This window comes from Microbacterium sp. EB106-03-03-XG65 (genome assembly GCF_058791955.1).
Window position 1 is genome coordinate 514,002 of the sequence record NZ_JBYTEB010000001.1, and the last position, 23,771, is coordinate 537,772.

Here is a 23,771-nt window from a genome sequence, read left to right on the forward strand (position 1 = left end):
TTCGAGGCTACGCGTCCTGAGGTGGCGTCCGCGCCGGATCAGCGACGGACAGGATCGGAATCCCGGTTCATGAACAGATCGAGCTCGCGGCGAGTGGGGGCCGCCTCCCAGTCGCCGGGAACGAGGCACGCCATGGCCCCGCAGGCGTTCGCCCGCTGCAGGATCGCCTCGGTCTCGAGCCCCGCGAGGAGCCCGCTGAGGTAACCGCCCACGAACGCATCGCCCGCCCCCACCGTGTCGACCGGATCGATCGCGAAACCGGATGCCTCGACCACGGAGTCGGCGGTGATCACGGCAGCTCCCGCCGCACCGAGCTTGACGACGGTCGTCGCGCACCCGGCGTCACGCAGTCGTGCCGCCGCATCCGCGATGGAGGTGCGCGGATAGAGGATCGCGAACTCCTCCTCGCCGCCGAACACGATGTCCGCACGCTCGGCGAGCTGCCGCAGCACCGGCTCGGCGGCCGATGCGGGAGCGAGCGCCGACCGGTAGTTGATGTCGAAGCTGACGATCACGCCGGATGCGCGCGCTCGATCGACGGCGGAGTGCACAGCATCCCGCGCGGTCGCCGAGAGCAGGGGGGTGATGCCCGTGATGTGCAGCAGGGAAGCCGACTCGACCCACCCCTGCGGAAGATCGTCCGGATGCAGTCGTGAGCCGGCCGACCCCGCGCGGTAGTAGTGCACGGCCGTGGATGCCGTCGACGGGCGCTCCTTGACCATCAGACCCGTGCGGGCTTGGGCATCGATCACGGCATGTGCCTGCACGCCGTCGCCGCGGATCTCTCGGGCGATGCGCTCGCCGAGGGAGTCGTCGCCGACGCGACCCAGCCACGAGGCCGCGACGCCGAGGCGCGCCAGCCCGATCGCGACGTTGCTCTCGGCGCCGCCGATGCCGAACGCCAGCGAATTCGCGTGGCGCAGCGAGCCGATCTCGGTTGTGCGCACGAGCGCCATCGTCTCTCCGAGCGTGACGACGGACGGCGACGAGGTGGTCACTCGGCGCTCCGCGCGCAGACGTCGACGAATGACGCGGCGCGCTCCCGCAGGGCATGCAGGTCACCGCCGGCGAACGCGTCGCCGAGCAGCGGTCCTCCCACGCTCACCGCGACCGCACCGGCACGCAGCCAGGCTTCGGCACCGGCCAGGTCGACGCCGCCCGAGGGCACAGCGACGAGATCGGGGAACGGTCCGCGCAGATCCTTGAGGTACGACGGACCCACCTGACCTGCGGGGAACACCTTGACCGCTGAGGCGCCCGCAGCCCACGAGGCGAACAGCTCGGTCGGGGTGAGTCCGCCCGGGACGATCGGCACACCGGCATCCGTCGCCTGCGCCACGAAGTCGGTCGAGGTGATCGGGGTCACGATGTAGGCCGCGCCCACCTCGATCGCCCGTGCCAGGTCGACCGTGTTCGTGACCGTGCCGATGCCGAGGTCGATCGTGTCGCCGAACCGTGCGGCCAGGTGGGGGAAGTGCTCGAACGTGCCGGGCGTGGTCAGCGTCAGCTCGACGCTGCGGATGCCGGCATCCACCAGCACGTCGAGCACGGCGTCATAGTCCTCCGCCCGCTTCGCGCGGGCGACGACGATCAGACGCGAGTCGACCGTGCGCTGCGGCAGGGCGACCCGGCGTGCCTCACCAGTCATGGACGGTCCCGTCGAGCAGACGGTTCACCGGCAGATACGCCTTGGTGTACTCGTGGCCGGCCGCGGCATCCTCATCGAGGTCGACGCCGAGTCCGGGCTTGTCGCCGGGGTGCAGGAAGCCCTTGTCGAACGTGAAGGACGTCTGGAACACCTCGAGCGTCTGCTCGTTGTGCGGCATGTACTCCTGGATGCCGAAGTTGTGGATCGCCAGGTCGAGGTGCAGCGCCGCGGCCATTCCGACCGGCGAGATGTCGGTCGGCCCGTGGATGCCGGACTTGATGCCGTAGATCGCGGCGAAGTCGAGCAGCTTCTTCATGGCCGTGATCCCACCGGTGTGGGTGACCGCCGAGCGCACGTAGTCGATCAGGCGCTCGGTGATGAGGGTCTGGTAGTCGAACACCGAGTTGAAGACCTCGCCGATCGCGAGCGGGGTCGTCGAGTGCTGACGCACGAGCCGCAGCGCGGTCTGATCTTCTCCGGGGGTGCAGTCCTCGAGCCAGAACAGGTCGTAGGGCTCGATGTCCTTCGCGAAGCGCGCGGCCTCGATCGGCGACATCCGGTGGTGTCCGTCGTGCAGGATGCGGAGGTCGGTGCCGAAGTCCTCGCGGATCTGCGAGAAGATCCCGGGCATGTGGTTGAGGTAGTTGCGGGTGTCCCAGGTCTCTTCGCTGGGGCGGTCACCCGAGCGCTTGGCGGGCTCGTAGTCGTAGCGCACGCCCGGGCCTGCAGCCGAGACGCCGTAGATCTGGCCGAGTCCCGGAACGCCGGTCTGCACGCGGACGGCGGTGAAGCCGAGCTCTTCGTAGCCGGTGATCGCGTTCTTCAGGGCGGCGTAGTCGGTGCCCGAGGCATGCGCGTAGACGCGGACGCCTTCGCGGCTGGCACCGCCGAGCAGCTGGTACAGCGGCATCCCGGCCTTCTTGGCCTTGATGTCCCACAGCGCCATGTCGACCGCGGCGATCGCGGCCATGGTGACGGGACCGCGACGCCAGTACGGGCCGCGGTAGAGGTACTGCCAGGTGTCTTCGATGCGGTCCTCATCGCGACCGATCAGCATCGAGGCGACGTGGTCGGAGAGGTACGACGCGACGGCGAGCTCGCGCCCGTTCAGCGTGGCGTCGCCCAGGCCGACGATGCCGTCGGAGGTCGTGATCTTGAGCGTGACGAAGTTGCGTCCCGGGCTGGTGATGTTGACGTCGACGATCTCGATGGTCATGTCGTTCTCTCCTGGAGGTGCGGAATGAGGTGTGGGGGTGCGGACGTTCGGGCGTCCGCACCCCGGGTCGTGATGTGCGGGGCGATCAGATCGCGTCGCGCGGGTCGGTCAGGTCGCGACCGGCGACCTCCGGCATCCAGATCGAGGCGATGAGCGCGCACAGCGTGAACACGAACAGCATGATGATGATCGGGATGAACGAGCCGGTGACGGCCGACACCCAGGCTGCGGCGATGACGGGGCCGGCGCCGGTCGCGACGATCGCCGCGATCTCGCGAGCCATGGCCGTGAACGTGTAACGGTTGCGCGATCCGAACAGCTCGGGGAGCGTGAGGTTCTCGAGCGAGGCGAAGCTCATCACCGCGAGGTTGTGCAGCACCACGTAGCCGACGAAGACCTGCAGGGTGTCCTTGCTGCTGATCATGAGCATCGTCGGGACGATGACGATGAGCGCGATGACCGCCCACACCATGTACATGCGCTTGCGGCCGAAGCGGTCGCCGAGCCAGCCCGAGAGCGGCACGGTGATGAAGGCGACGAGAGACGAGACGATCACGGCGTTGACGCCGATCGAGCGGTCGAGCAGCAGCACGACGGTGATGTAGCTGATCAGGTAGGTCTGGATCATCCCCGAGTTGCCGGCCTGGCCGAAGCGCAGCAGGAGCGCGATCGAGAACGCCTTCCAGGGCTTGCGGTTCATCGCCTCGAGCGTGCGGATGTCGTTGGTCTCGGTGGCGAGCTTCACGACCTCTTCACGCGAGAGCGCCTTGCCGTCGACGACGTCGTCGCGCTCTTCGAAGACCGGGGTCTCCTTGAGGTTGAAGCGCACCCAGATCGCGAAGAGCATGATGACGGCGCTGGCGATGAACGGGATGCGCCACGCCCAGGCGATGACCTCGTCTTCGCTGTACGCGACGAGCAGGATCGCCCAGATGCCCGAGGCGAGCAGGGTTCCGCAGTTCGTGCCCAGTGCGACGAGCGAGGCGATGATGCCTCGGCGCTTGGCGGGGGCGTACTCGGCGAGCATGACGCCCGCACCCGAGATCTCGGCTCCTGCGCCGAAGCCCTGTGCGATGCGCAGCAGCACGAGCAGGATCGGCGCGAGCACGCCCACCTGGTCGTACGTGGGCAGGAATCCGATGAGGGTGGTCGCGAGACCCATCAGCAGGATCGTGTAGAACAGCACCTTCGTGCGGCCGGTCTTGTCACCCAGGCGGGCGAAGAAGAAGGCGCCCACCGGACGGGCGACATAGCCGACGCCGTAGGTGGCCATCGCGGCGACCACGGCCACGGCCGGGTTCTCGGACGAGAAGAACAGGTCGGCGAACACCAGGGCGGCCGCCAGCGAGTAGAGCTGGTAGTCCATGAACTCGAGCGCCGTGCCGAGCCATCCCGAGATGGCGGCGCGCACGAGGTCTTTCACCGACCTCTTCGCGGTGGGATCGGCGGCCGTGGCCGTCGTCTGCGGTTCTGACATGGGAGGTACTCCTTCGGACCAGGAACAGTGGGGTGTCGGGCGGGGGTGTCGCTAGAGGGAGAGCAGGACCTTCGCCGAAGCCGACGAGTCGCGAGCGAGCTCGAAGGCCTGAACGGCGTCGGATGCCGGAAGGACGTGCGAGATGACGGAGTCGAGGGCGTCGGACTCGGCCAGCAGGGCGACCGCGTCATCGATCTCGGTCGAGAAACGGAAGGCGCCGCGGATCGTGAGCTCCTTGGCGAGCATCGGGGCGAGGTTCACGCCGATGTCGGCGTTGGGCAGCATCCCGACCTGCACGATCGTGCCGGCGCGGCGAGCGGCGCGCACCGCCTGGGTGAGCGCGACTCCGACGCCGGAGCACTCGAAGACGACGTCGTACGACTCGTTCTCGATCGTGTCGCGGCCGACCAGCGAGACCTCGGTCGCGCCGAGGGCCCGCGCACGGTCGAGGGGCTCTTCGCGCACATCGCTGGCGCCGACCACGGATGCTCCGGCCTTGACCGCGGCGGCCACGACGAGGAGGCCGATGGGTCCGGCGCCGATCACGAGCACCCGCTTGCCGGTGATGTCTCCCGCCAGGCTCACGGCGTGGATCGCGACGGCGAGCGGCTCGGCGAGGGCCGCGCGCTCGAGCGGGAGGGATGCCGGGAGCACCCGGACCATGTGGTCTTCGACGATCAGCAGCTCGGATGCCCCACCCTGACGGTGCGGGTTCGCCGCGGCGCTGCCGAAGTAGTCGCCGCCGGGGCGCAGGTGCGGGTGGTTCTCGAGCCCGGCGACCTCGGGGCCGTAGCGAGCGGGGTGAACCGTGACCGGGGTGCCGGGAGCCAGGCGACCCGACGGGTCGAGATCGACGACGCCGGAGAGCTCGTGACCGGGGGTCAGGGGCTCGCGGATCGTGTACTCGCCGTTGGCGCCGTGGAAGTAGTAGTGCAGGTCGGAGCCGCAGATGCCGACGTAGTTCACACGGAGGCGCACCTCGCCGTCACCGGGGGTCGGGACCTCGTGGTCCTCCCAGCGGATGTCTTCCTTGCCGTGGATGGCGAGAGCCTTCATGGCTGCATCTCCTCTGCGCTGATGAGTGATGGTGTGGGGGTCTGTGATGCCGAGACGGCATCGATGATCGCGGCGCCGACGCCCTGCCGACGGATGATGTCGATCAGGTCTCCGACTCGTGCGATGAAAGCATCCTCTGCCCCGAGCTCCGCGCCGAACAGGTGCAGCTCGGCGATCACGCGCTTCGCGAGCTCGCGACCGTCTCGGGCGGTCGCCGCCAAGCCGGCCAGGCGCTCGCGGGAGGCGTCGGTCATCGCCGCGGCGTGCAGGCCGGGATCGAACCCCGGAAGCGGCGCGATGCACGACAGGTAGCCGGCGACCGTCAGTGCGATCAGGTGCGGCATGTCGCCGTGGCCGAGGGCGAGGAGTGCGGGTTCGGGGATGCGCTGACGCAGCTTGACCGAGCCGTCGGTGCCGACCTGGCTGGTGCGGTGGCCGAGCGCGGTGTTCTCCCAGCGCTCGAAGAGCTCGCTCTCGTAGGCGCGGATGTCGACGCCGGTCGGCACCTCGATCGACGGCTCGTACTCGTCGTTCAGCACGGCGCGGGCTGCCGTCGCGATGCCGTCCACGCGGATGGCCTCGGGGATCGTGCCGACACCGGTCAGGGCACCGAGGTAGGCGATGAGGGAATGCGTGCCGTTCAGCAGCCGCACCTTCATCTGCTCGTAGAGCGCGACCTCGCTGGTGAAGACGGCGCCGCCCGCCTCCCACGCCGGACGACCGGCCGCGAAGGCGTCTTCGATGGCCCACATGGTGAACGGTTCGGCGGGCACGGGGATGTCATCCTGAGCGCCGAGCAATGCGCTGACCCGGGTTCGGAGTTCCGGCGTGGTCGACGGCACGATCCGGTCGACCATGCTCGACGGGAACGTCACGCCGCGGTCGAGGAAGGCGAGTGCGTCCCCGCCCTCAGAACCCGGGAGCTCCTGCAGGAACTCCCGCACGAGCTTCTCGGTGTGCTTGCCGTTGGCCGCGAGGTTGTCGCCGCTGAGGATCGAGATCGGTGCGCCGCCGGCTGCGGCGCGCGCCTGGAGTCCGCGGGCGAGCTGGCCGATCGTCGAGCGCGGGGCACCGCCGCGGAGGTCGGCGCGCACGGCGTCGTCGTCGAGATCGAGGTGCTGGGTGGCCGGCGAGTAGCTGTAGCCGTTCTCGGTGACGGTGAGCGTCACGATGCGGATGCCGGGGTCGGTGATCTGGGCGACCACGCGCTCGGGCTGTTCCGCACCGACGAAGGCGTCGGTGTGTACTCCGGGGATCGAGAGCGAGGTGCTGTCCGGCGCAATGGTCGCGACCGAGTAGAGCATGTCCTGGGCGTGCATCGCATCGACGATCGAACGAGAATGCGAAGCGACGCCCACGATGCCCCAGTCGCCACCGGCGGACTGCAGGGCAGCAGCGGTGTAGACGGCCTGGTGCGCGCGGTGGAAGCTGCCGAGCCCGAGGTGCAGGATGCCTGCGGTGGAGGGTGCGGCTCCGGGGGTGGCGCTCGCGGGGGTGGTGCGGCGCAGGACCGGTGTCTCGATGCTCACGCGTCGGCTCCTTCGCTCTGGGCCGCGCACCCTGATGGGTGATCGGCGATGATCGTCCTGCAAACAGTGTGAATGAGTTGTACAAACTTGTCAAGCCATCTTTCATCCCGTCGCGGGACCGTAGGATGACGGAGAGGGTGGGAGCAGAAGATGGCGGCGACACTGACGGATGTGGCACGGCACGCAGGCGTGTCGATCGCCACCGCGTCGCGCGCGTTCGGGGAGCCCGACCGCCTCGCCCCGGGCACCCTCGGCCGTGTCCTCGAAGCGGCGACCGAGTTGGGCTACGCCGCCCCGCAGTCCGTCACCGCGACCCGCACGTTCGGTGTCGTCGTACCCGATGTGTCGAACCCCGTCTATGCCACGCTGCTGAAGGCGATCCAGGGCCAGGCATGGCATGGGCACCACCGAATCGTGCTGTTCGACGCCGACGAGGACCTGCGCCGCGAGCGCGAGCAGATCGAGCAGGCCCGCAAGCTCGACGGCATGCTGCTGTGCTCGCCGCGACTGCCCGACGACGAGGTGCTCGCCCTCGTGGGCGACACCCCCTACGTCGTGGTCAACCGCCAGATCGACGGCGCGCCCTGCGTGCTCATGGACACCGAGAACGGGCCGGGCCAGGCGATCGAGCACCTCGCCGCGCTCGGCCACACCCACATCGCCTACGCCTCAGGACCGCGCGGTTCCTGGGCCGACATCCGCCGAGCCGACACCGTCGCACGGGCGTGCGAGAGCCACGCCATCCGTCTCACCCGCCTCAGCCACCACGCCGCATCCATCCAGGGAGGTCGCGCGGCTGCCGCGCTCGCCGCGGCGAGTGGGGCGACCGCCGTCGTGGCGTACAACGACCTCGTGGCACTGGGTCTCGAGGCCGGAATGCTCGAGCTCGGCAAGCGATGCCCCGCCGACATCAGCATCGTCGGAATCGACGACATCGACCTGGCGGGCGCGGTCACGCCGGCGCTCACGACGGTGCGGATGCCGATCGAGCGCAGCGGAGCCCTCGCCGTCGACCTGCTGCTGCAGGCGATGAATGGCACCGCGATCGACGACGTCGTGACCCTCGGCTCGCAGCTGATCGTGCGTGCGTCGACCGCCGCTCCCGCCGTCTGAACCGACGGGTTCCGACCTCGGAGAAACGAGGGCAGGATCGTATATTGCTTTTGTTTAGGATCCTTCCTATCTTGGCGTCATCGATGGTTATGACCCAGGGGGGGTACGTTTTGCTCGACTTTGACGGTGCCGCGACGTCGATGCCGGAGGCTGGCTTCTCGCACCTGGGCGCCAGCGTCCGTCCTCGCTCTCGCCGATGAGTGAGGTGCGCGCGCGTGCCCGTGCTCGGGCTCTGTTGGAAGGCCCGCCCTGGAGGGCGATCCTTCGCTTCATCGTCCCGATCTGGATCGGCAACGTGATCCAACAATCGCACTACACGGTGGATGCGTTGATACTCGGCAGGTTCGTCGGCGAGCACGGACTCGCTGCGGTGGGGTCGTCATTCGGTCTCGTCTCGCTGCTCTTCGGCACAGTCTTCGCATTCACGGCCGGCCTCACGATTCACATCGCGCAGGCGCACGGCGCCGGCGATGCGATCGCGGTAGGTCGTCGGTTCTGGACGGGGTCTGTCATCGCTGTCGGGGGTGCCGTGCTCATCGGGGCGCTCCTCGCGGCGACAGCACCGATCGTGATGACTCTCATCGGAGTTCCGATGGACATTCGCTCGGATGCAACGACCTTCTACCTCATCTTCTGCGTCGGTTTGCCACTCACCGCGTTCGGGAACTTCTGCACCCACACCATCCGTGGGTTGGGTGAGAGTACGTCTCCGACCGTGATCATGCTCATCAGCGGCATGGTGAACGCACTTCTCGCATTGTGGCTTGTCGGAGGTGCGCACCTGGGGGTGCTGGGTGCGGGGCTCGCGACACAGGGCGCGGGTCTGTGCACAGCGCTGGTGAGCTTCCTGATTCTCCTGCGATCCCATCCCCACTTGCGTGTGCGGACATCGCTTGCTCCGGTAGCCGGTGGGACACAGGGTCGCCAGGGTGCGGCGATGGCGTTCCAGTCCGCGGGCATCGGGGCGGGAAACGTCCTACTGCAGGCAGCCGCGAACTCCCTCGGCGCAGCCGCGATCGCTGGTGTGTCGATCGGGATGCGCGTGGAGGGATTTGCTCTCGCGCCTCTCGCAGCGTTCGGAATCTGCATGGTGGTCTACTGTGCTCAGAACGCTGGGGCTGAGGACATGGGTCGAGTCCGTCGTGGCGTCAGGCAGGCGGGCGTGATGTGTACTGCTCTCGCGGCGATCGAGAGCATCGTCGTCATCCTGCTGGCCGATCGGATCGCACAGGCGTTCCTGTCGAGCGGTGACCCGGCGGTGACCGCGACCGCGACGACGTACCTGCAGTTGTCTGCGGTTCTCTATCCGGTGGTAGCGTCCGTGTTTCTTCTCCGCGCATCGCTCCAGGGTGCGTCGATCACCCGTCCCGCAGTCATGTCCGGCCTGGGTGAACTGGTTGCTAAGTCCCTGTGCGCGGGGCTCACTGTCCTGGGAGGGGGGTCCTGACCATTGCGCTCAGCGGGCCCGCGTCCTGGCTGGTGGCATTGATTCCTCTTGCCATCTCATGGTGTGGGTGGCGTCGGGCGTCGCTACGCGGCGCACCCTCGGGCGGCCATCCGCGCGGATGAACTGCTGCGCGCAGTCGGCCTTGCCAAGCACTGACACAAGAGGCCGCACCGTCTCTCCGGTGGACCTCGTCAAGATGGCCGCGCGCGCAAGGCGCGGAGAGTTGCAGAGGAGCCCCGGGCGTGAGCTAGCGACGTACAATATCGGCATTATGTACATAAGTGATATTCTTGACGCATGAACACGATCACCCGCAGCGTGCCCTCGAAGGATCTGCGTGACAGCCTTGCCGATGTCCTCGGCGGGGTCGCCTACGGATCAGAGCGCGTGGGCGTCACGCGCCATGGCAAGCTGACGGCCGTGGTGATCAGTGTCGATGATCTCGAGCTGCTCGAAGAACTCGAGGCGGCCCGAGACGCCGCCGAGTTCGCCGCCGCGCGAGCGACCGATGACGGTGAGCGTGTGTCCTTGGATGAGCTGCGCGCGGAAGTCGCGTGACGCGCTTTCGCATCGAGTTCACCACTGCCGCTGCCAGAGAGATCCGCAAGCTCGACCCGCAGATCCGCCGACGGATACTTGCCGGGGTGACCGACCTCGAGCGCGACCCGCGTCCGCACGGATGCCGCACGCTGGCCGGGTACGACAACGCCTGGAGAATACGAGTCGGCGACTATCGAGTGCTGTACGAGGTCCTCGACGAGCAGGTACTCGTGACAGTCGTCCGTGTCGCGCATCGACGCGCCGCGTACGAGATCTGAGCACCGCGCTCGGTGCTCCAAGTCTCAGCGGAGGATGCCCTTCTGACGGGCTGCCGAGACCGCGGCGGTGCGTGAGCTGACGTCGAGCTTCGAGAAGATGTGCGCGAGGTGCGACTTCACGGTCGTCTCGCTGACGAACAGCTGCTCTGCCACCTCGCTGTTCGAGCGCCCGGCGGCGACGAGCTCGAGCACTTCGATCTCACGGCTGCTGAGACTGACGCGTGGTGCGCGCATGCGATCGAGCAGACGGGAGGCGATCACGGGTGCGAGCGCGCTCTCGCCCGCAGCCGCCGCGCGTACGGCGGCGGTCAGCTCATGCGGTGGGGCGTCTTTCAGCAGGTAGCCGCTCGCTCCCGCCTCGACGGCGCCGAGGATGTCGGCATCCGAGTCGTAGTTCGTGAGCACGAGCACGTAGGGCGGAGCCTCGAGCGCGCGGATGCGTCGAGTCGCATCGACTCCCGTGGCCTTGGACTGGGAGCCGAACTGCAGGTCCATCAGCACGACGTCGGGGTTCTCACGCTCGGCGCAGGTGACGGCCTCGTCGGGTGTCGATGCCTCGGCGACCACCTCGAGATCCGGCTCGAGGCTGAACAGGGCGGTGAGGCCCGCGCGGACGATGGGATGGTCGTCGGCGATGACGAGGCGGATCATGCGAACTCCGTGAGAGGGAGGTCGACGGTGAGTGTCGTTCCCCGGCCGGGTGCCGCATCGATCTCGAGCCGCCCGCCCAGCTGCTGCACCCGCTCGGCGGTGGCGCGCAGACCGAACGAGTCCGACTTCTCGGCGATGCTCGCCTCGGGGCGCTCTGCATCGAATCCGGTTCCGTCATCCTCGACCGTGAAGTGGAGGCGGTCGCCGTCGAGGCTGATCGTGACCGTCGCCGTCGTGGCGTGAGCGTGCTGGATGACGTTGGCGATCGCGCCCTGCGTGATGCGCAGCAGCGCCGTCTGCAGGTGCATGGGCAGGGCGATCGTGTCGGACACCCGCACCTGCACGTCGAGCCCCTGGGTCGCCCACTGCGTTCGCGCCAGTCGGCGCAGCGCCCCACCGAGGGTCTGGTCGTCGAGCTGGGGAGGCGTCAGCTCGCGGATGAACCGCCGCGCCTCGACGAGGTTCGCCGCGGCCGTCTCACGCGCGAGCCGGATGTGCTCGATCCCCGGGCGCGCGTCGTCGGCGCGCTCTGCGGCATGCAGCAGCATCTGGATGCTGGAGAGTCCCTGCGCCAGCGTGTCGTGGATCTCGCGGGCGAGCCGTGCACGTTCGGCGAGTACACCGGACTCATGCTCCCGCGCGGCGAGCTGTCCGCGGGTCGCGAGCAGCTCGTCGACCAGCGCCTCGCGCTGCTGCGCCTCACTCGCCAGGGCCTGGTAGCCGAGCCCGATCAGGAGAGCGACGCCGGCGCCGACGAAAGGGCCGACGACCCCGCCGACGCTCCACCCGCCGTGGATGCCGAGGGCGCACACCGCGACGATCGTCGACGCGAGTATCGCGGCCGATCCCGCCCAGCGCCCCAGCAGATGCAGGAACAGGAAGAAGAGAGGGAACACGAGGTAGGCGGCATCGGCGCTCAGCCAGAGCAGCCCCAGCCACTCCGCCGCGAGCAGGGCCAACCAGATCAGTGAGATCGGCCGCCGTCCATGGGAGAGCCGGGTGAGCAGCAGCCCGGACCCGTACGTCGCGACGACGATCAGTGCGAGGACGATCGCCGGAACGCTCGACTCCGAAGGGTCGAGCACGGCACGGATGATGACGAGCCCGGTCAGAGCGAAGAACAGAACGTGGAGGCCCGTCCGCAGACCCACGAACACCGGGGTCAGAGCGGTATGCGCCATGGATCGAACTCTACGCCGACGCACCGAGCAGCCGCATCGTCCGAAAGGACGATCGAGGCCTCCTCATACCGGGTGCGAAAGCCGGTCCCCGTGGCCGATGACCACGACGATGCCGACGGCGAAAGTGGAATGGTCACCGCATCGGAGACAGGAAAGGCTCACCATGTTCGTCGCGTTACGCGATCTTCGTTTCGCCAAGGGGCGATTCATCCTCATCGGCTCCGTCGTCGCCCTCATCACCCTTCTCGTGGGATTCCTCAGCGGGCTCACCGGTGGCCTCGCCATTCAGAACGTCTCGGGCGTGCTCGCGCTCCCCGCAGACCGCATCGTGTTCTCCACACCCTCGGAGGGCGAGGATGCGGCCAGCTTCGCGGACTCCGCGATCACCGAGCGGCAGGCGAACGACTGGGCGACGACGACCGGCGTGACCGACGCGCGCCCTCTCGGCATCAGCCAGACCCGCGCCGAGAGCGACGACGCCCGCGCCACGATCGCGGTGTTCGGTGTCGAGCCCGGCTTCGACGCCGGTGCGCCCTCTGCAGACGGCCGGTTGCGTCTGTCGGTGCCCGCCGCGGATGCGCTCGGAGTCGAGGTCGGCGATCAGATCGAGATCGCCGGCGTCTCGTACGACGTCGAGACCGTCGACGGAGATGCCTGGTACAGCCATACGCCTGTCGTGCAGATGACCCTCCATGACTGGCAGGCGTATTCGGCATCCACCGGCAACCCTGATGCCTACGCCACGGTCCTCGCCGTCTCCGGCGCTCCCGACTGGGATGCGGCGGATGCGGCGAACGACACGGTCTCCGAGACGACCCTCGGCTCTCTGACGGCGCTGAGCGCCTTCCGCTCCGAGATCGGATCGCTCCTGCTCATGGTGGCCATGCTGTTCGGCATCTCGGGACTCGTCATCGGGGCCTTCTTCACCGTCTGGACCATGCAGCGAAAGGGCGACGTCGCTGTGCTCAAGGCGCTCGGCGCGAGCACTCGGTCCCTGATCCGAGACGCGTTGGGTCAGGCGCTGATCGTGCTGCTGGTGGGCATCGGCATTGGTCTGGGGCTGGTCACGGTGCTCGGCCTGCTCGCGGGAACCGCCCTCCCGTTCCTGCTGAGTCCTGTCACGACCGTCCTCCCGGGCGCCATCATGATCACCCTCGGCCTCGCAGGGGCTGCGTTCGCCCTGCGATCCGTCACCTCCGCCGACCCTCTCACCGCACTCGGGAGCAACCGATGATCCGACTGAATGACATCACCCTGACCTTCCCCGACGGCGACTCGCGGGTGACCGCCGTGGACGGCGTCTCGCTCACCGCTCACCCGGGAACCGTCACCGGCATCACCGGACCCAGCGGCTCGGGCAAGTCGAGCCTGCTCGCCGTCGCCGGAACCCTGCTGCGTCCGGATTCCGGTGAGATCCTCATCGACGGCAGCGACGTGACCGCGCTCGGCCCGGCCGAGGCGACGCGTCTGCGGCGGGACCGGATCGGGATCGTCTTCCAGCAGTCCAACCTGCTTCCCTCCCTGACGGCCCGCGAGCAGCTGAGCGTGATGAACGAGCTGGGTGCGCCGCACAGCCGCCGCACCCGCGCGACAGCAACGGCTCGTGCGGATGAGCTGCTGGCCGCAGTCGGCCTCGCCGAACACGGTCACAAGAGGCCGCACCAGCTCTCCGGTGGTCAGCGACAGCGGGTCAACATCGCGCGAGCATTGATGAACGATCCGAGTGTGCTCCTGGTCGACGAGCCCACCAGCGCTCTCGATCAGGAACGCGGGGCCGCCATCATCGACCTCATCCTGAGGCTCACGGATGAGCGGAACACATCGACGCTCCTGGTGACCCATGACCTCGTGCATCTCCCGCGCATGCACGGGGTGCTGCACCTCGTCGACGGTCGCGTCGTCGACGCCGCCGTACCCAGTCGCTGAGCGACGGTCAGTCCCCGGAGCTCTGCTTGAACTGACGCTCCCAGTCGCGCAGCTCGCTGCGACCGATGAGCGAGTCGAGCGACACCTGGAACAGCAGGCCCTTGCGGGCATTGACCTGCTTGATGTTGTCGAGGATCTGGGTGGTCACCGACGACAGCGCTTCGCGCACCTCGGCGATGCGCTCGTCGGGGGTGTCCCAGAGGTCGGGCCGGGTGAGCAGGTCGAGCAGATAGTCGCGGTCCAGCGCCGCGACCAGGCGGGCGAGCTTGTCGGAGTACTCGGCTTCGGCGAGCACGCTCTGGTCCTCGCCGGCCTTCGCGTCGAGGCGGATGAACAGCTGCTCGACGTGCGAGGCGAGGGCGTCGATGCCTGCGGCGGTCTCGGCGGCCACCGGGCTGCCCGGTACAGCGGCGTAGTCGGCTCGGAGTTCGCGCAGACGATTCACCCGCAGACGTATGCCGGCGGGCACCGGATCCGTCGTCACCGGGGCCGCGCGACGTCGCCGTCGGGCGATGAGCCCGACCGCGGTCACGACGGCCGCGACGAGCACGACACCGCCGATCACCAGCGGGATCGCCGCCCCGCTCGATTCGACGTCTCCGCCGCCCGGCGACGTCGGCGTCTCTGCGGAGATCTCCTGCACCGTCTCGACGAGCTTGTCTGCCAGGCTCCCTCCGGAGGACTCGTTCTCGTTCGCGATGCGCAGCGCGTCGTCGCCGATCCCCGCAGACGCCGCCTGGAGATCGTCGCCGATCGCGACGATCACGGTCTGCTGACTCGACCCTGCCGTGAGCTGTTCGAGGATGTAGGTGTTGTACGGGGTGTTCTTGCCGGCATCCGCGGGCAGCACGACCACCGCGATCGATCCGTCGCCGGGCACCACGCCGGAGAGCGCGTCCGTCAGTCCTTGGCCACCGGAGACGTCAGGATCGACGTAGATGTTCTGGCCGGATATGCCTGCGACGGCATCATCGATCCAGGGGTTGTTCGACGCGGAGACGGACGGCATTGTGGGGCCTCAGAAGTTGTTGATCACTGAGGCGAAGACGAGGTCGATGCGCTCGGCATCCGAGGCGTCGAAGAGCTGCCCGCCGGTGACATCCGCGATCCGCTGCAGCGCTGAAGTGTCGGCACCCTCTCCATACGCGATCGGGAATATACGCACGGGGGCGTCGTCGCCACCCTCCTTGGTGCTCTTGCCGATCTTCGCGATGAGCGAGTCGAGCGAGGTGCTCGAGTCGGTGTCCTCACCATCTGACAGTACGACGATCGCGTTGATGCGACCGGGCTCGGCCCGCTCGCTCATAGCCTCGTACGCCAGCAGGATCGAGTCGTAGAGAGGTGTGCCGTTGCGCTGGGCGTAGCGCAGGTCGTCGAGAGACGAATCGAGCTTCTCTCCGTCGGATCCGAGAGCCGACACGTCGCGCAGCACCTGGATTCCCTCACCCTGGGCGGACGAGATCCCTGTGGTGAACGCCCACACGCCGATCTCATCGGTCGAGCGGAAGTGGTCGAGCGTCGACTGCGCGCCCTCGATCGCTCCGTCGAGGCGCGAGCGCCCGTCGCCGATCGGGTCATCCATCGATCCCGAGATGTCGATGAGCTCGAGCACCGACGAGGGCTTGCGCACCTGCGTCCACTGGTCGATCGCCGTCGAGATCACATCGACGTCGGGTTTCGGCAGAGTGACCGCGGGCTGTGCGGGGTCCACGCCGTACTTCGCGGTGAACAGGTCGCCGAGCGGCACCGACTCGTCGAGGGGACGGAAGCCGTAATCGGGAAGGACCTTCTGGGCTGCGGTGGTCTGCACGAACTCGGCGAACGCCTCACCGGCGGTGCGCTGCTCGGCGGTGACCCAGTCGGCACCGAGCACGGTGATCGGGTTGTCCGACCACAGGGAGCCGCCCTCGGGATAGACCGCGACGAGCTTGGTCTTCGGCGGCGTCAGGGTCTCGCCGGGCTGCACGGTGTGCGAGTCGGGGTTGCCCTGGTTGTAGTTGAGCAGCGAGGTCTCCTCCAGCGCGACGGCCGAGACGTACGCCGAGCCGTTCGCACCGTTCTGCGTCTCGTCGTAGAGCGTCGAGAGCACGTTGCCGGTCGTGTCGCCGTAGTGGATGACGCACTCCTCGAACACACGGGAGAAGTCCGCCGAGGCCTCGACATCTGCCGAGGTGAGCCCCTCGGCCTTGCCCGTCGCCTCATAGGACTGCATGAGGATCGTCGAGAGGCCCGTGGTCGAGGTGTTCGGATTGGTCTTCGAGATCTTGAACGCGCCCCAGATGTCCTTGCCGACGCTGCCCCAGCCGTCGGGGTCCTGGCAGAGGTTCTCGAGGTCGGTGATGCTGATCGGACTGTTCGGCCACCCGAGCGCCGTGGCCATCGGCTCGGGCATGCCGAAGACGACCGGCGTGCGGGTGAACGACTTCGGCTCGCCCACGAGGCCGGATGACGCGGCGGCGGCGACGCGGTCGGTCCAGACGGTGGATGCCGGCGACCACAGTGTGGGCCAGAGCGACGTGTCGTCGCTCGGCCAGTCCTCACCGGAGGTGAGGAAGCGCGTCGCGTTGCCGGAAGACACATTGGTCGGGCGCACGGTCGCGCACGTCTCGAGAGCCTCGTGCTCGGGCGACTCCTTGAACGCCTTCGCCAGTTCGTCGAGCATGTTCACCTTCTCCGACGAGGTGGCGACCGCGATGTGCGTGCAGCCGTCGTCGGGGAAGCCCTGGCTGCCCTCGCTCGTCGTGCCCTGCTCGCCGCCACCGCCCGTGCAGGCGGTCAATACCAGGGCGACGATCGCCGCCATGGCGAGGGCTGCGGGTGTCCGACGTGCGGTTCGAGGCGCGCTCATGGGCTTAGGCTACCCAGGTATCGGCCGACGGATCACGCATCTGCCCGATCGGATGGCCGCGGAGTACGCTCGCTGATGTGGGGCGGATCACGACGCGGAGACCGGTACTGAAGCTCACTCTCGGTGAGGGGGCCACTCGGCGAGCCGACACGCTCGCGGTCGAGGAGCCCCTGGAGATCAGGGTCGCAGGCATGCCGCTCGCGGTCACGATGCGCACTCCAGGCCACGACGTCGAACTCGCGGCGGGGTTCCTTGTGTCGGAGGGGATCATCTCGCGCACCGAGGACTTCCACTCCGCGATCCACTGCGGCGGCCCTGGCACCGGGGGCCAGGAGAACACGTACAACGTCCTCGACATCAGCCTCTCCCATGGTGTGGATCTTCCGGATCCCGACGCCGCGCGCCGCTTCTACACGACCAGTTCGTGCGGGGTGTGCGGCAAGGCCAGCATCGACGCCGTGCGCACCGTGTCACAGCATCCGGTCTCCGGCGACGAGTTCCAGGTCACTGCCGAGCAGATCGCCGCCTTGCCCGATCGGCTGCGCGCCGAGCAGGCGGCGTTCGACAAGACCGGCGGCCTGCATGCGGCCGCGCTGTTCGATGTCGACACCGGAGAGATGCTGGTGCTGCGCGAAGACGTCGGCCGGCACAACGCGGTCGACAAGGTCGTGGGCTGGGCGCTGCTGAACGATCGGCTTCCTCTGCGCAGGCAGGTGCTGCAGGTCTCGGGGCGGGCGAGCTTCGAGCTGGTGCAGAAGGCGGCGATGGTCGGCATCCCGGTGCTCAGCGCGGTCTCGGCTCCGTCTTCTCTGGCCGCCGAGCTCGCCGAGGAATCGGGCCTCACCCTGATCGGATTCGTGCGCGGACGGTCGATGAACATCTACACCCACGCGCACCGCGTGCGCATCGACGGGCGCGCCTCGCCCGAGCGCGTCGAGGAGGGAGCGGTTCATGCTCGATAGTCACGAGGAGTCGGGGACGTCGGGCACCGCCTTCGGTCTCATGCCCACCGAGCCACGTCAGGGCGGCTATGGTCCGCGCACCGACCGGCCCTGGTCGCGCAAGCCCTATGAGCACCCCGCCGCCGGCTGGGGGGCCGCGGTGTCGGTGGGGCGGGTGGTGCTCGAGCAGCGGGAGCCGATCGCGGGTCCGCTCGCGATGCTGCAGATGAATCACCCCGTCTCCGGCTACGACTGCCCCGGATGCGCGTGGCCGGACGACCCGGGCAACCTGAAGCTCGACATCTGCGAGAACGGCGTCAAGCACGTCACGTGGGAGATGACCCGCAAACGCGTCGACCGCCGGTTCTTCGCCGAACACTCGGTCACCGAGCTCGCCACCTGGCCCGACTTCGACCTCGAGGATCAGGGGCGCCTCACCGAGCCGATGGTCTACGACGCCGCGACCGATCACTATGTGCCGATCTCGTGGGACGATGCCTTCGCGCTCGTCGGCGACGAGCTGCAGGCGCTCGACAGCCCCGACGAGGCCGCGTTCTACACGTCGGGGCGCCTGAGCAACGAGGCGACCTTCCTCTATCAGCTCATGGTGCGCGAGTACGGCACGAACAACCTCCCCGACTGCTCGAACATGTGTCACGAGGCGTCGGGTCGGGCTCTCAAGGCGTCGATCGCGACGGGCAAGGGCACGGTCGACATGCACGACTGGGATGACTGCGACGCCCTCTTCGTGCTCGGCGTGAACGCGGCATCCAATGCTCCCCGCATGCTCACAGCCCTCTCGGATGCCGTGAAGCGCGGCGCTCAGGTCGTGCACGTCAACCCGCTCGTCGAGGCCGGAGCCACCCGCACGATCGTGCCGCACGACTTCGTCGACATGGCGAGGTTCGCTGCGACGGACACGAGCACCATGAATCTGCAGGTGCGTCCCGGCGGGGATCTGGCGCTGATCCGCGGCGTGTCGAAGGTCGTGTTCGAGGCGGCCGCCGCCGATCCGTCGGTGCTGGACAGCGAGTTCCTCGGGACTCTGACGAACGGCGTCGACGAGTACCGCGCGCTGGTCGACGCCACGACCTGGGCAGACCTCGTGCGTCAGTCGGGTCTGACCGAGGAGCAGATCCGCGCCGCCGCGGCGGTCTACCTGGCGTCAGAGCGTACGATCATCAGCTGGTGCCTCGGCGTGAGTCAGCACGAGCACGGCGTCGACACCGTGCGCGAGATCGTCAACCTGCTGCTCCTGCGGGGCAACATCGGCCGCAAGGGCGCCGGGCCTTCGCCGATCCGCGGGCACAGCAACGTGCAGGGAAACCGCACGTGCGGCATCGACCACCACCCGACGGATGCCTGGCTCGACCGTCTCGCCGAGGTGTGCCGTATCGACCCGCCGCGGCATCCGGGGCTCGACACCGTGCGCACGATCGAGGCGATGCACGACCGACGCGTGAAGGTGTTCGTCGGCATGGGTGGGAACTTCGTGCTCGCGGCTCCCGATACCCCCTTCACTGCACAGGGACTGGAGAAGTGCCGCCTGACGGTGCAGGTGAGCACCAAGTTGAACCGCAGCCACCTCGTGCACGGCGAGAAGGCGCTCATCCTGCCGTGTCTCGGCCGCACCGAGCGCGACCATCAGGCGCAGGGTCCGCAGGGCGTGACCGTCGAAGACGCGATGAGCATGGTGCACCTGTCGAGGGGGCGCAAGCAGCCGGCATCCGCCTATCTCAAGTCTGAGCCGGCGATCATCGCCGGCATCGCGAAGGCGACGCTTCCGCACACCGCGACGCCCTGGGACTGGTACGTCGGCGACTACGACAACATCCGCGACGTGATGGCGAAGGTGCTTCCCGGATTCGAGGGGTTCAACGACCTCATCCGCGACCGCCACGGATTCCGGATCCCGCAGCCGGCCAGGGAGCGCGTGTTCGAGACGCCCTCGGGCCGTGCGGAGTTCTCGCACGCTCCGCTGCCGGACGTCATTCCCGAGTCTGCCGACACCCTGGTGCTGCAGACGGTGCGTTCGCACGATCAGTGGAACACCACGATCTACTCGAACGACGACCGGTACCGAGGCGTCAAGAACCTGCGCGAGCTGATCTTCCTCCACAAGGAGGACATGCGCGACCGCGGTCTCGCCGAGGGTGATCCGGTCGACATCGTGTCGACCTCGAAAGACGGTTCCACCCGGATGCTGAGGGCTTTCCGCGCGGTGCCCTACGACCTGCCGCGCGGCAGCGCCGCCGGATACATGCCCGAGATGAACGTGCTGATCGGCCGCAAGGACTTCAGCGTGCAGAGTGATCAGCCGCTCATGAAGAGCATCCAGGTGAGGGTCTCGCGCTCGGAGTCTTAGGCGGTGCGAGAAGACGGGCGGATGCCTACGCGACCGTGACGCCCTGCAGTGCGTGCACGACGGGTGCGAGTTCGGGTTGCGTGACCGCATCGCCGAGCGCGCGCTCGAGCGTCTCGTCATGGATCGGGTGCGCCTTCTCGTACAGGTCAAGGCCCGCAGGGGTCAGCTCGGTGTAGATCCCTCGACGGTCGTCGGCGCACAGGATGCGCGTGAGCAGCCCGCGGTCTTCGAGTCGCGTCACGAGCCGCGTCGTGGCGCTCGGACTCAGCGCAGACGCGCGAGCGAGCTGCTGCATCCTCATGTGCCAGCCGTCCTGCCTGCTGAGCGCGTCGAGCACCGTGTACTCGACGACCGACAGCCCGGCCGCGGCGCCGAGGGCCTTCTCGAGCTCGGTCTCGATGATCCCGTGCAGAGCGGCGAGGGTGCGCCAACCGCGCGCTCTGATCTCGACGGCGTCGTCAGAGATGCCCATGGATGACCTCCAGTATCGAAGCGCAAATTAGTTGTTTGCGCGGGATAGTTGCGTGTGCAATGATTATCCCTCGTGACGCAATATCCCGCGTCTGCAACTACTTTAGCAGGGGACCACGGAGCACACCATGCCACTCGGACTCATCGCGCTCGCCATCGGCGCCTTCGGAATCGGACTCACGGAGTTCGTCATCATGGGCCTTCTTCCCGACGTCGCGGGCGACTTCGGTGTCAGTGAGGCCACCGCGGGCTGGCTCATCTCGGGATATGCCCTGAGCGTCGTGGTCGGTGCCCTGGGTCTCACCGCGGCCACGACCCGCCTGCCCCGCAAGCCGGTGCTGCTCGGACTCGTCGTGCTCTTCATCGTCGGCAACGTGCTGACGGCGCTCGCGCCCGACTACTCGGTGGCGATGGCCGGCCGCGTCATCGCCGCGCTCTGCCACGGTGCGTTCTTCGGCATCGGCTCGGTCGTCGCGGCCGACCTCGTCGCGCCCGAGAAGAAGGCGCGGGCGATCGCGATTATGTTCACCGGGCTCACGGCCGCCAACGTGTTCGGCGTGCCGTTCGGCACGTTCCTCGGTCAGCAGTTCGGGTGGCGCTCGACGTTCTGGGTCATCTCGGGCATCGGCGTGATCGCGTTCGTCGGCATCGCGGTGCTCGTCACGGCACCGACCGTGACCGCGCAGGTCAGCCTGCGCAGCGAGCTCCGCGCGTTCCGTTCCGGTCAGGTGTGGCTCTCGCTCGTCGTCACGGCGCTCGCGTTCGGCGGAATGTTCGGCGCCTTCACCTACATCGCGTACACGCTCACGGGTGTGACCGGGTTCGCCGACGCATCCGTGCCCTGGCTGCTCGTGCTCTTCGGCGCGGGGCTCGTCGCCGGCAACTGGATCGGCGGACGCCTGGCCGACCGCTCGATCGACCGCACGCTGTTGATCTTCATCGCCGCCCTCGTCGTCGTGCTGGTGCTGTTCGGATTCCTCGTCTCGTCGCAGCCGGCGACCATGGCGATCCTGGTGCTCATGGGTGCCTTCGGGTTCGGCACGGTCCCCGCGCTGCAGAGCCGCGTCATGTACTACGCGGGCGGTGCACCGACCCTCGCATCGGGAGCGAACATCGGTGCGTTCAACGTCGGCAACGCGCTCGGCGCCTGGGCCGGCGGCCTCGGCATCGCCGCGGGCTTCGGCTACACCTCTCCCATCTGGATCGGCGCCGCGATCACGGCATCCGCGCTGGTGGTCCTGGTGATCGCCGTCATCGCCGCGCGACGGCCGCAGCCCGTCAGCACCGGCACGCTGACCGTCGTAGCCTGACGCCCGAGGTCTTCCGCGGGGCCCCGCGCGGGGTCTCGCGCTACGAAACCCACACGGCGGCGTGAGACCCGTGTCCCCGCCAGCGGTCTCGTACCCGAAGGTGGGTTTCGTACCCGAAGGCGGGTCTCGCCTCGCGGGGTGGGTCTCGCGGGCGCGGCGGCTATTGCGCCCGCATGAACTCCTCGGCCGCCTGCACCTGCGCGGGGGTAGGGCGGATGCCGGTGTAGAGCACGAACTGCTCGAGCGCCTGCAGGGTCGCCACCTCGGCACCCGTGATCACCGTCTTCCCCGCTGCTCGACCCGCGGCGATCAGCGGAGTCTCGGCGGGCAGCGCGACGACGTCGAACACGACCGATGCCGCGGCGATCTGCTCCTGTGAGAACGACAGCGAGTCCTCGTCGGGGCCTCCGGCCATGCCGATCGGCGTGATGTTCACGATGATGTCGGCGTTCGTGTCGCCGGCATCCGCCTGCCAGGCGTACCCGTAGAGGTCGGCGAGCGCCCGACCGCGCTGCTCGTTGCGGGCGACGATCGTGACGCTGCCGAAGCCGGCATCGCGGAATGCCGCCGCCGTGGCCTTCGCCATGCCGCCCGAGCCACGCAGCAGCACGGAGGCCGCCGTGTCGAGGCCGTTCCGCTCGATCAACTGCGCGATCGCGCTGTAGTCGGTGTTGTAGGCCGTGAGTCGGCCCTCGTCGTTGACGATCGTGTTGACCGATTCGATCGCCGTCGCGGAGGTATCCATCTCATCGACGAGCGCGATCACGTCTTCCTTGAAGGGCATCGAGATCGCGCAGCCGCGAATGCCGAGGCCGCGCACACCTGCGATGGCCTGAGCGAGGTCCGTCGGCGCGAAGGCCTCGTAGATCCAGTTGAGGCCCAGCTCTTCGTAGAGGAAGTTGTGGAACCGCGTGCCGTTGTTGCTGGGCCGAGCCGACAGCGAGATGCACAGGGTCATGTCTTTGTTGAGCATGGTCACCGACCCAGGCTACTCGCGAGACCGCAGGCCCCGAGACCCGCCGCCGCTCAGATTCATTCGTCAACCCCCATGGCGCGAGCGGCCACCCTCCCATAGGGTTGTGGTGCACGCAAAGGGGAATGATCGTCTCCGTCAACCCCAGACGACGGGCTGCCTTCCCCAGAGGCAAGGACGATCCGGTGCGTGCGATTGGGCCCTCTCGAGTGGTTCTGTCCCCAACGGGCCGCTCGAGAGGGCCGCTGTCTGCCCATTGCGCAAAGTTTTTTCGCTTTTGTCCCCCAAATGGGGGACAAAAGCATCGCGGAGGGGTTACGCTGGAATCTGACGCACCCTCCGGTCGTCTTCGGCCCTCATCGCTCCCCCCGCGGTGAGGGCCACACCATTTCTTCGGCCCGTTCACACAGTCGTGGCGCGGCCTGTATGACGTGAGATGACCACTCATGCAACATTTGGGTTACGGGCTGCCCCCGCCTCTTCCCCTCTGAGCGTGCTCCACTAGCGTGGGTCTCGTCGGCGCATCCTGCATCGGCTTCTTTCCCGCAGCAGAACAGGCAGTACATGAGCACCCAGGGCACGGTCAAGTGGTTCAACTCGGAGAAGGGCTTCGGCTTCATCTCCCCCGACGACGGCGGCGCTGACGTCTTCGCGCACTATTCCGCCATCCAGTCATCCGGCTACCGGTCTCTCGAAGAGAACCAGCGAGTCGAGTTCGATGTCGCGCAGGGCCCCAAGGGCCTGCAGGCTGAGAACATCCGTCCGGTCTGACCGGACGATTTCAGAACTCCCCGACCGGAC

General features: G+C 68.0%; 22 protein-coding genes. 10 read left to right on the top strand and 12 right to left on the bottom strand.

Annotation, left to right across the window (positions count from 1 at the left end; translation table 11 throughout):
• Positions 1-38: 38 nt before the first annotated feature.
• From AC3WS6_RS02495 to AC3WS6_RS02520, 6 genes are all read right to left on the bottom strand, one after another.
• Positions 39-998 (bottom strand): sugar kinase, encoded by a 960-nt coding sequence (locus AC3WS6_RS02495; RefSeq protein ID WP_492499488.1) that lies wholly within the window; start codon positions 996-998, stop codon positions 39-41.
• A complete protein-coding gene (locus AC3WS6_RS02500; protein ID WP_492499489.1) occupies positions 995-1,648 on the bottom strand; it encodes a bifunctional 4-hydroxy-2-oxoglutarate aldolase/2-dehydro-3-deoxy-phosphogluconate aldolase in 654 nt (217 codons plus the stop codon). Before AC3WS6_RS02500 ends, AC3WS6_RS02495 begins: the two co-directional genes overlap by 4 nt.
• Positions 1,638-2,864 (bottom strand): D-mannonate dehydratase ManD, encoded by a 1,227-nt coding sequence (gene manD / locus AC3WS6_RS02505; RefSeq protein WP_492499490.1) that lies wholly within the window; start codon positions 2,862-2,864, stop codon positions 1,638-1,640. Before manD ends, AC3WS6_RS02500 begins: the two co-directional genes overlap by 11 nt.
• A gap of 85 nt (positions 2,865-2,949) precedes the next feature.
• Entirely contained in the window at positions 2,950-4,341 is a 1,392-nt protein-coding gene (locus tag AC3WS6_RS02510) for an MFS transporter (protein WP_492499491.1), read from the bottom strand.
• Between the two features lie 51 nt (positions 4,342-4,392).
• Positions 4,393-5,397, bottom strand: coding sequence for an L-idonate 5-dehydrogenase (locus AC3WS6_RS02515; RefSeq protein ID WP_492499492.1), 1,005 nt, complete (start codon positions 5,395-5,397; stop codon positions 4,393-4,395).
• A complete protein-coding gene (locus tag AC3WS6_RS02520) occupies positions 5,394-6,926 on the bottom strand; it encodes a mannitol dehydrogenase family protein (protein ID WP_492499493.1) in 1,533 nt (510 codons plus the stop codon). Before AC3WS6_RS02520 ends, AC3WS6_RS02515 begins: the two co-directional genes overlap by 4 nt.
• Positions 6,927-7,076: 150 nt before the next feature.
• On the opposite strand from AC3WS6_RS02520, the gene AC3WS6_RS02525 reads away from it, so the two are divergent.
• The 4 genes from AC3WS6_RS02525 (at position 7,077) to AC3WS6_RS02540 (ending at position 10,304) form a co-directional block, all read left to right on the top strand.
• Entirely contained in the window at positions 7,077-8,039 is a 963-nt protein-coding gene (locus AC3WS6_RS02525) for a LacI family DNA-binding transcriptional regulator (RefSeq protein ID WP_492499494.1), read from the top strand.
• Between the two features lie 196 nt (positions 8,040-8,235).
• Positions 8,236-9,486 carry an MATE family efflux transporter gene (locus AC3WS6_RS02530; RefSeq protein WP_492499495.1) on the top strand — a complete coding sequence of 417 codons (1,251 nt, stop codon included), beginning with the start codon at positions 8,236-8,238 and terminating at the stop codon, positions 9,484-9,486.
• 297 nt (positions 9,487-9,783) lie between these two features.
• A complete protein-coding gene (locus AC3WS6_RS02535) occupies positions 9,784-10,044 on the top strand; it encodes a type II toxin-antitoxin system prevent-host-death family antitoxin (protein WP_492499496.1) in 261 nt (86 codons plus the stop codon).
• Entirely contained in the window at positions 10,041-10,304 is a 264-nt protein-coding gene (locus AC3WS6_RS02540; RefSeq protein ID WP_492499497.1) for a type II toxin-antitoxin system RelE family toxin, read from the top strand. The genes AC3WS6_RS02535 and AC3WS6_RS02540 overlap by 4 nt, the downstream gene beginning before the upstream one ends.
• Positions 10,305-10,328: 24 nt before the next feature.
• Here the strand turns inward: AC3WS6_RS02540 and AC3WS6_RS02545 are convergent, their stop codons facing one another.
• Positions 10,329-10,955, bottom strand: a complete 627-nt coding sequence (locus tag AC3WS6_RS02545; RefSeq protein ID WP_492499498.1) for a response regulator transcription factor — start codon at positions 10,953-10,955, stop codon at positions 10,329-10,331.
• Positions 10,952-12,136 carry a sensor histidine kinase gene (locus AC3WS6_RS02550; protein ID WP_492499499.1) on the bottom strand — a complete coding sequence of 395 codons (1,185 nt, stop codon included), beginning with the start codon at positions 12,134-12,136 and terminating at the stop codon, positions 10,952-10,954. Before AC3WS6_RS02550 ends, AC3WS6_RS02545 begins: the two co-directional genes overlap by 4 nt.
• Positions 12,137-12,299: 163 nt before the next feature.
• On the opposite strand from AC3WS6_RS02550, the gene AC3WS6_RS02555 reads away from it, so the two are divergent.
• Together AC3WS6_RS02555 and AC3WS6_RS02560 are read left to right on the top strand one after the other, a co-directional pair.
• The gene (locus AC3WS6_RS02555; RefSeq protein WP_492499500.1) at positions 12,300-13,370 is read left to right on the top strand and encodes an ABC transporter permease; all 1,071 of its coding nucleotides are present in this window, start codon (positions 12,300-12,302) and stop codon (positions 13,368-13,370) included.
• Positions 13,367-14,062, top strand: a complete 696-nt coding sequence (locus AC3WS6_RS02560) for an ABC transporter ATP-binding protein (RefSeq protein ID WP_492499501.1) — start codon at positions 13,367-13,369, stop codon at positions 14,060-14,062. Before AC3WS6_RS02555 ends, AC3WS6_RS02560 begins: the two co-directional genes overlap by 4 nt.
• A gap of 7 nt (positions 14,063-14,069) precedes the next feature.
• Here the strand turns inward: AC3WS6_RS02560 and AC3WS6_RS02565 are convergent, their stop codons facing one another.
• A complete protein-coding gene (locus AC3WS6_RS02565; protein WP_492499502.1) occupies positions 14,070-15,071 on the bottom strand; it encodes a hypothetical protein in 1,002 nt (333 codons plus the stop codon).
• Between the two features lie 9 nt (positions 15,072-15,080).
• Entirely contained in the window at positions 15,081-16,910 is a 1,830-nt protein-coding gene (locus tag AC3WS6_RS02570) for a substrate-binding and vWA domain-containing protein (RefSeq protein ID WP_492499503.1), read from the bottom strand.
• Between the two features lie 77 nt (positions 16,911-16,987).
• Between AC3WS6_RS02570 and fdhD the strand changes: the two genes are divergently transcribed.
• Both fdhD and AC3WS6_RS02580 read left to right on the top strand, forming a co-directional pair.
• Positions 16,988-17,872 (top strand): formate dehydrogenase accessory sulfurtransferase FdhD, encoded by an 885-nt coding sequence (gene fdhD / locus AC3WS6_RS02575; RefSeq protein ID WP_492499504.1) that lies wholly within the window; start codon positions 16,988-16,990, stop codon positions 17,870-17,872.
• Entirely contained in the window at positions 17,862-20,216 is a 2,355-nt protein-coding gene (locus tag AC3WS6_RS02580) for an FdhF/YdeP family oxidoreductase (RefSeq protein WP_492499505.1), read from the top strand. The genes fdhD and AC3WS6_RS02580 overlap by 11 nt, the downstream gene beginning before the upstream one ends.
• A 25-nt stretch (positions 20,217-20,241) precedes the next feature.
• Here the strand turns inward: AC3WS6_RS02580 and AC3WS6_RS02585 are convergent, their stop codons facing one another.
• Positions 20,242-20,688 (bottom strand): MarR family winged helix-turn-helix transcriptional regulator, encoded by a 447-nt coding sequence (locus tag AC3WS6_RS02585; protein WP_492499506.1) that lies wholly within the window; start codon positions 20,686-20,688, stop codon positions 20,242-20,244.
• Between the two features lie 127 nt (positions 20,689-20,815).
• Between AC3WS6_RS02585 and AC3WS6_RS02590 the strand changes: the two genes are divergently transcribed.
• Positions 20,816-21,997 (top strand): MFS transporter, encoded by a 1,182-nt coding sequence (locus AC3WS6_RS02590; protein ID WP_492499508.1) that lies wholly within the window; start codon positions 20,816-20,818, stop codon positions 21,995-21,997.
• A gap of 160 nt (positions 21,998-22,157) precedes the next feature.
• On the opposite strand, the gene AC3WS6_RS02595 is transcribed toward AC3WS6_RS02590, so the two are convergent.
• On the bottom strand, positions 22,158-22,976 hold the full coding sequence (locus tag AC3WS6_RS02595; RefSeq protein WP_492499509.1) for a shikimate 5-dehydrogenase: 819 nt from the start codon (positions 22,974-22,976) through the stop codon (positions 22,158-22,160).
• 558 nt (positions 22,977-23,534) lie between these two features.
• Here AC3WS6_RS02595 and AC3WS6_RS02600 point away from each other — a divergent pair.
• A complete protein-coding gene (locus tag AC3WS6_RS02600; RefSeq protein ID WP_017203899.1) occupies positions 23,535-23,741 on the top strand; it encodes a cold-shock protein in 207 nt (68 codons plus the stop codon).
• Positions 23,742-23,771: the final 30 nt, after the last annotated feature.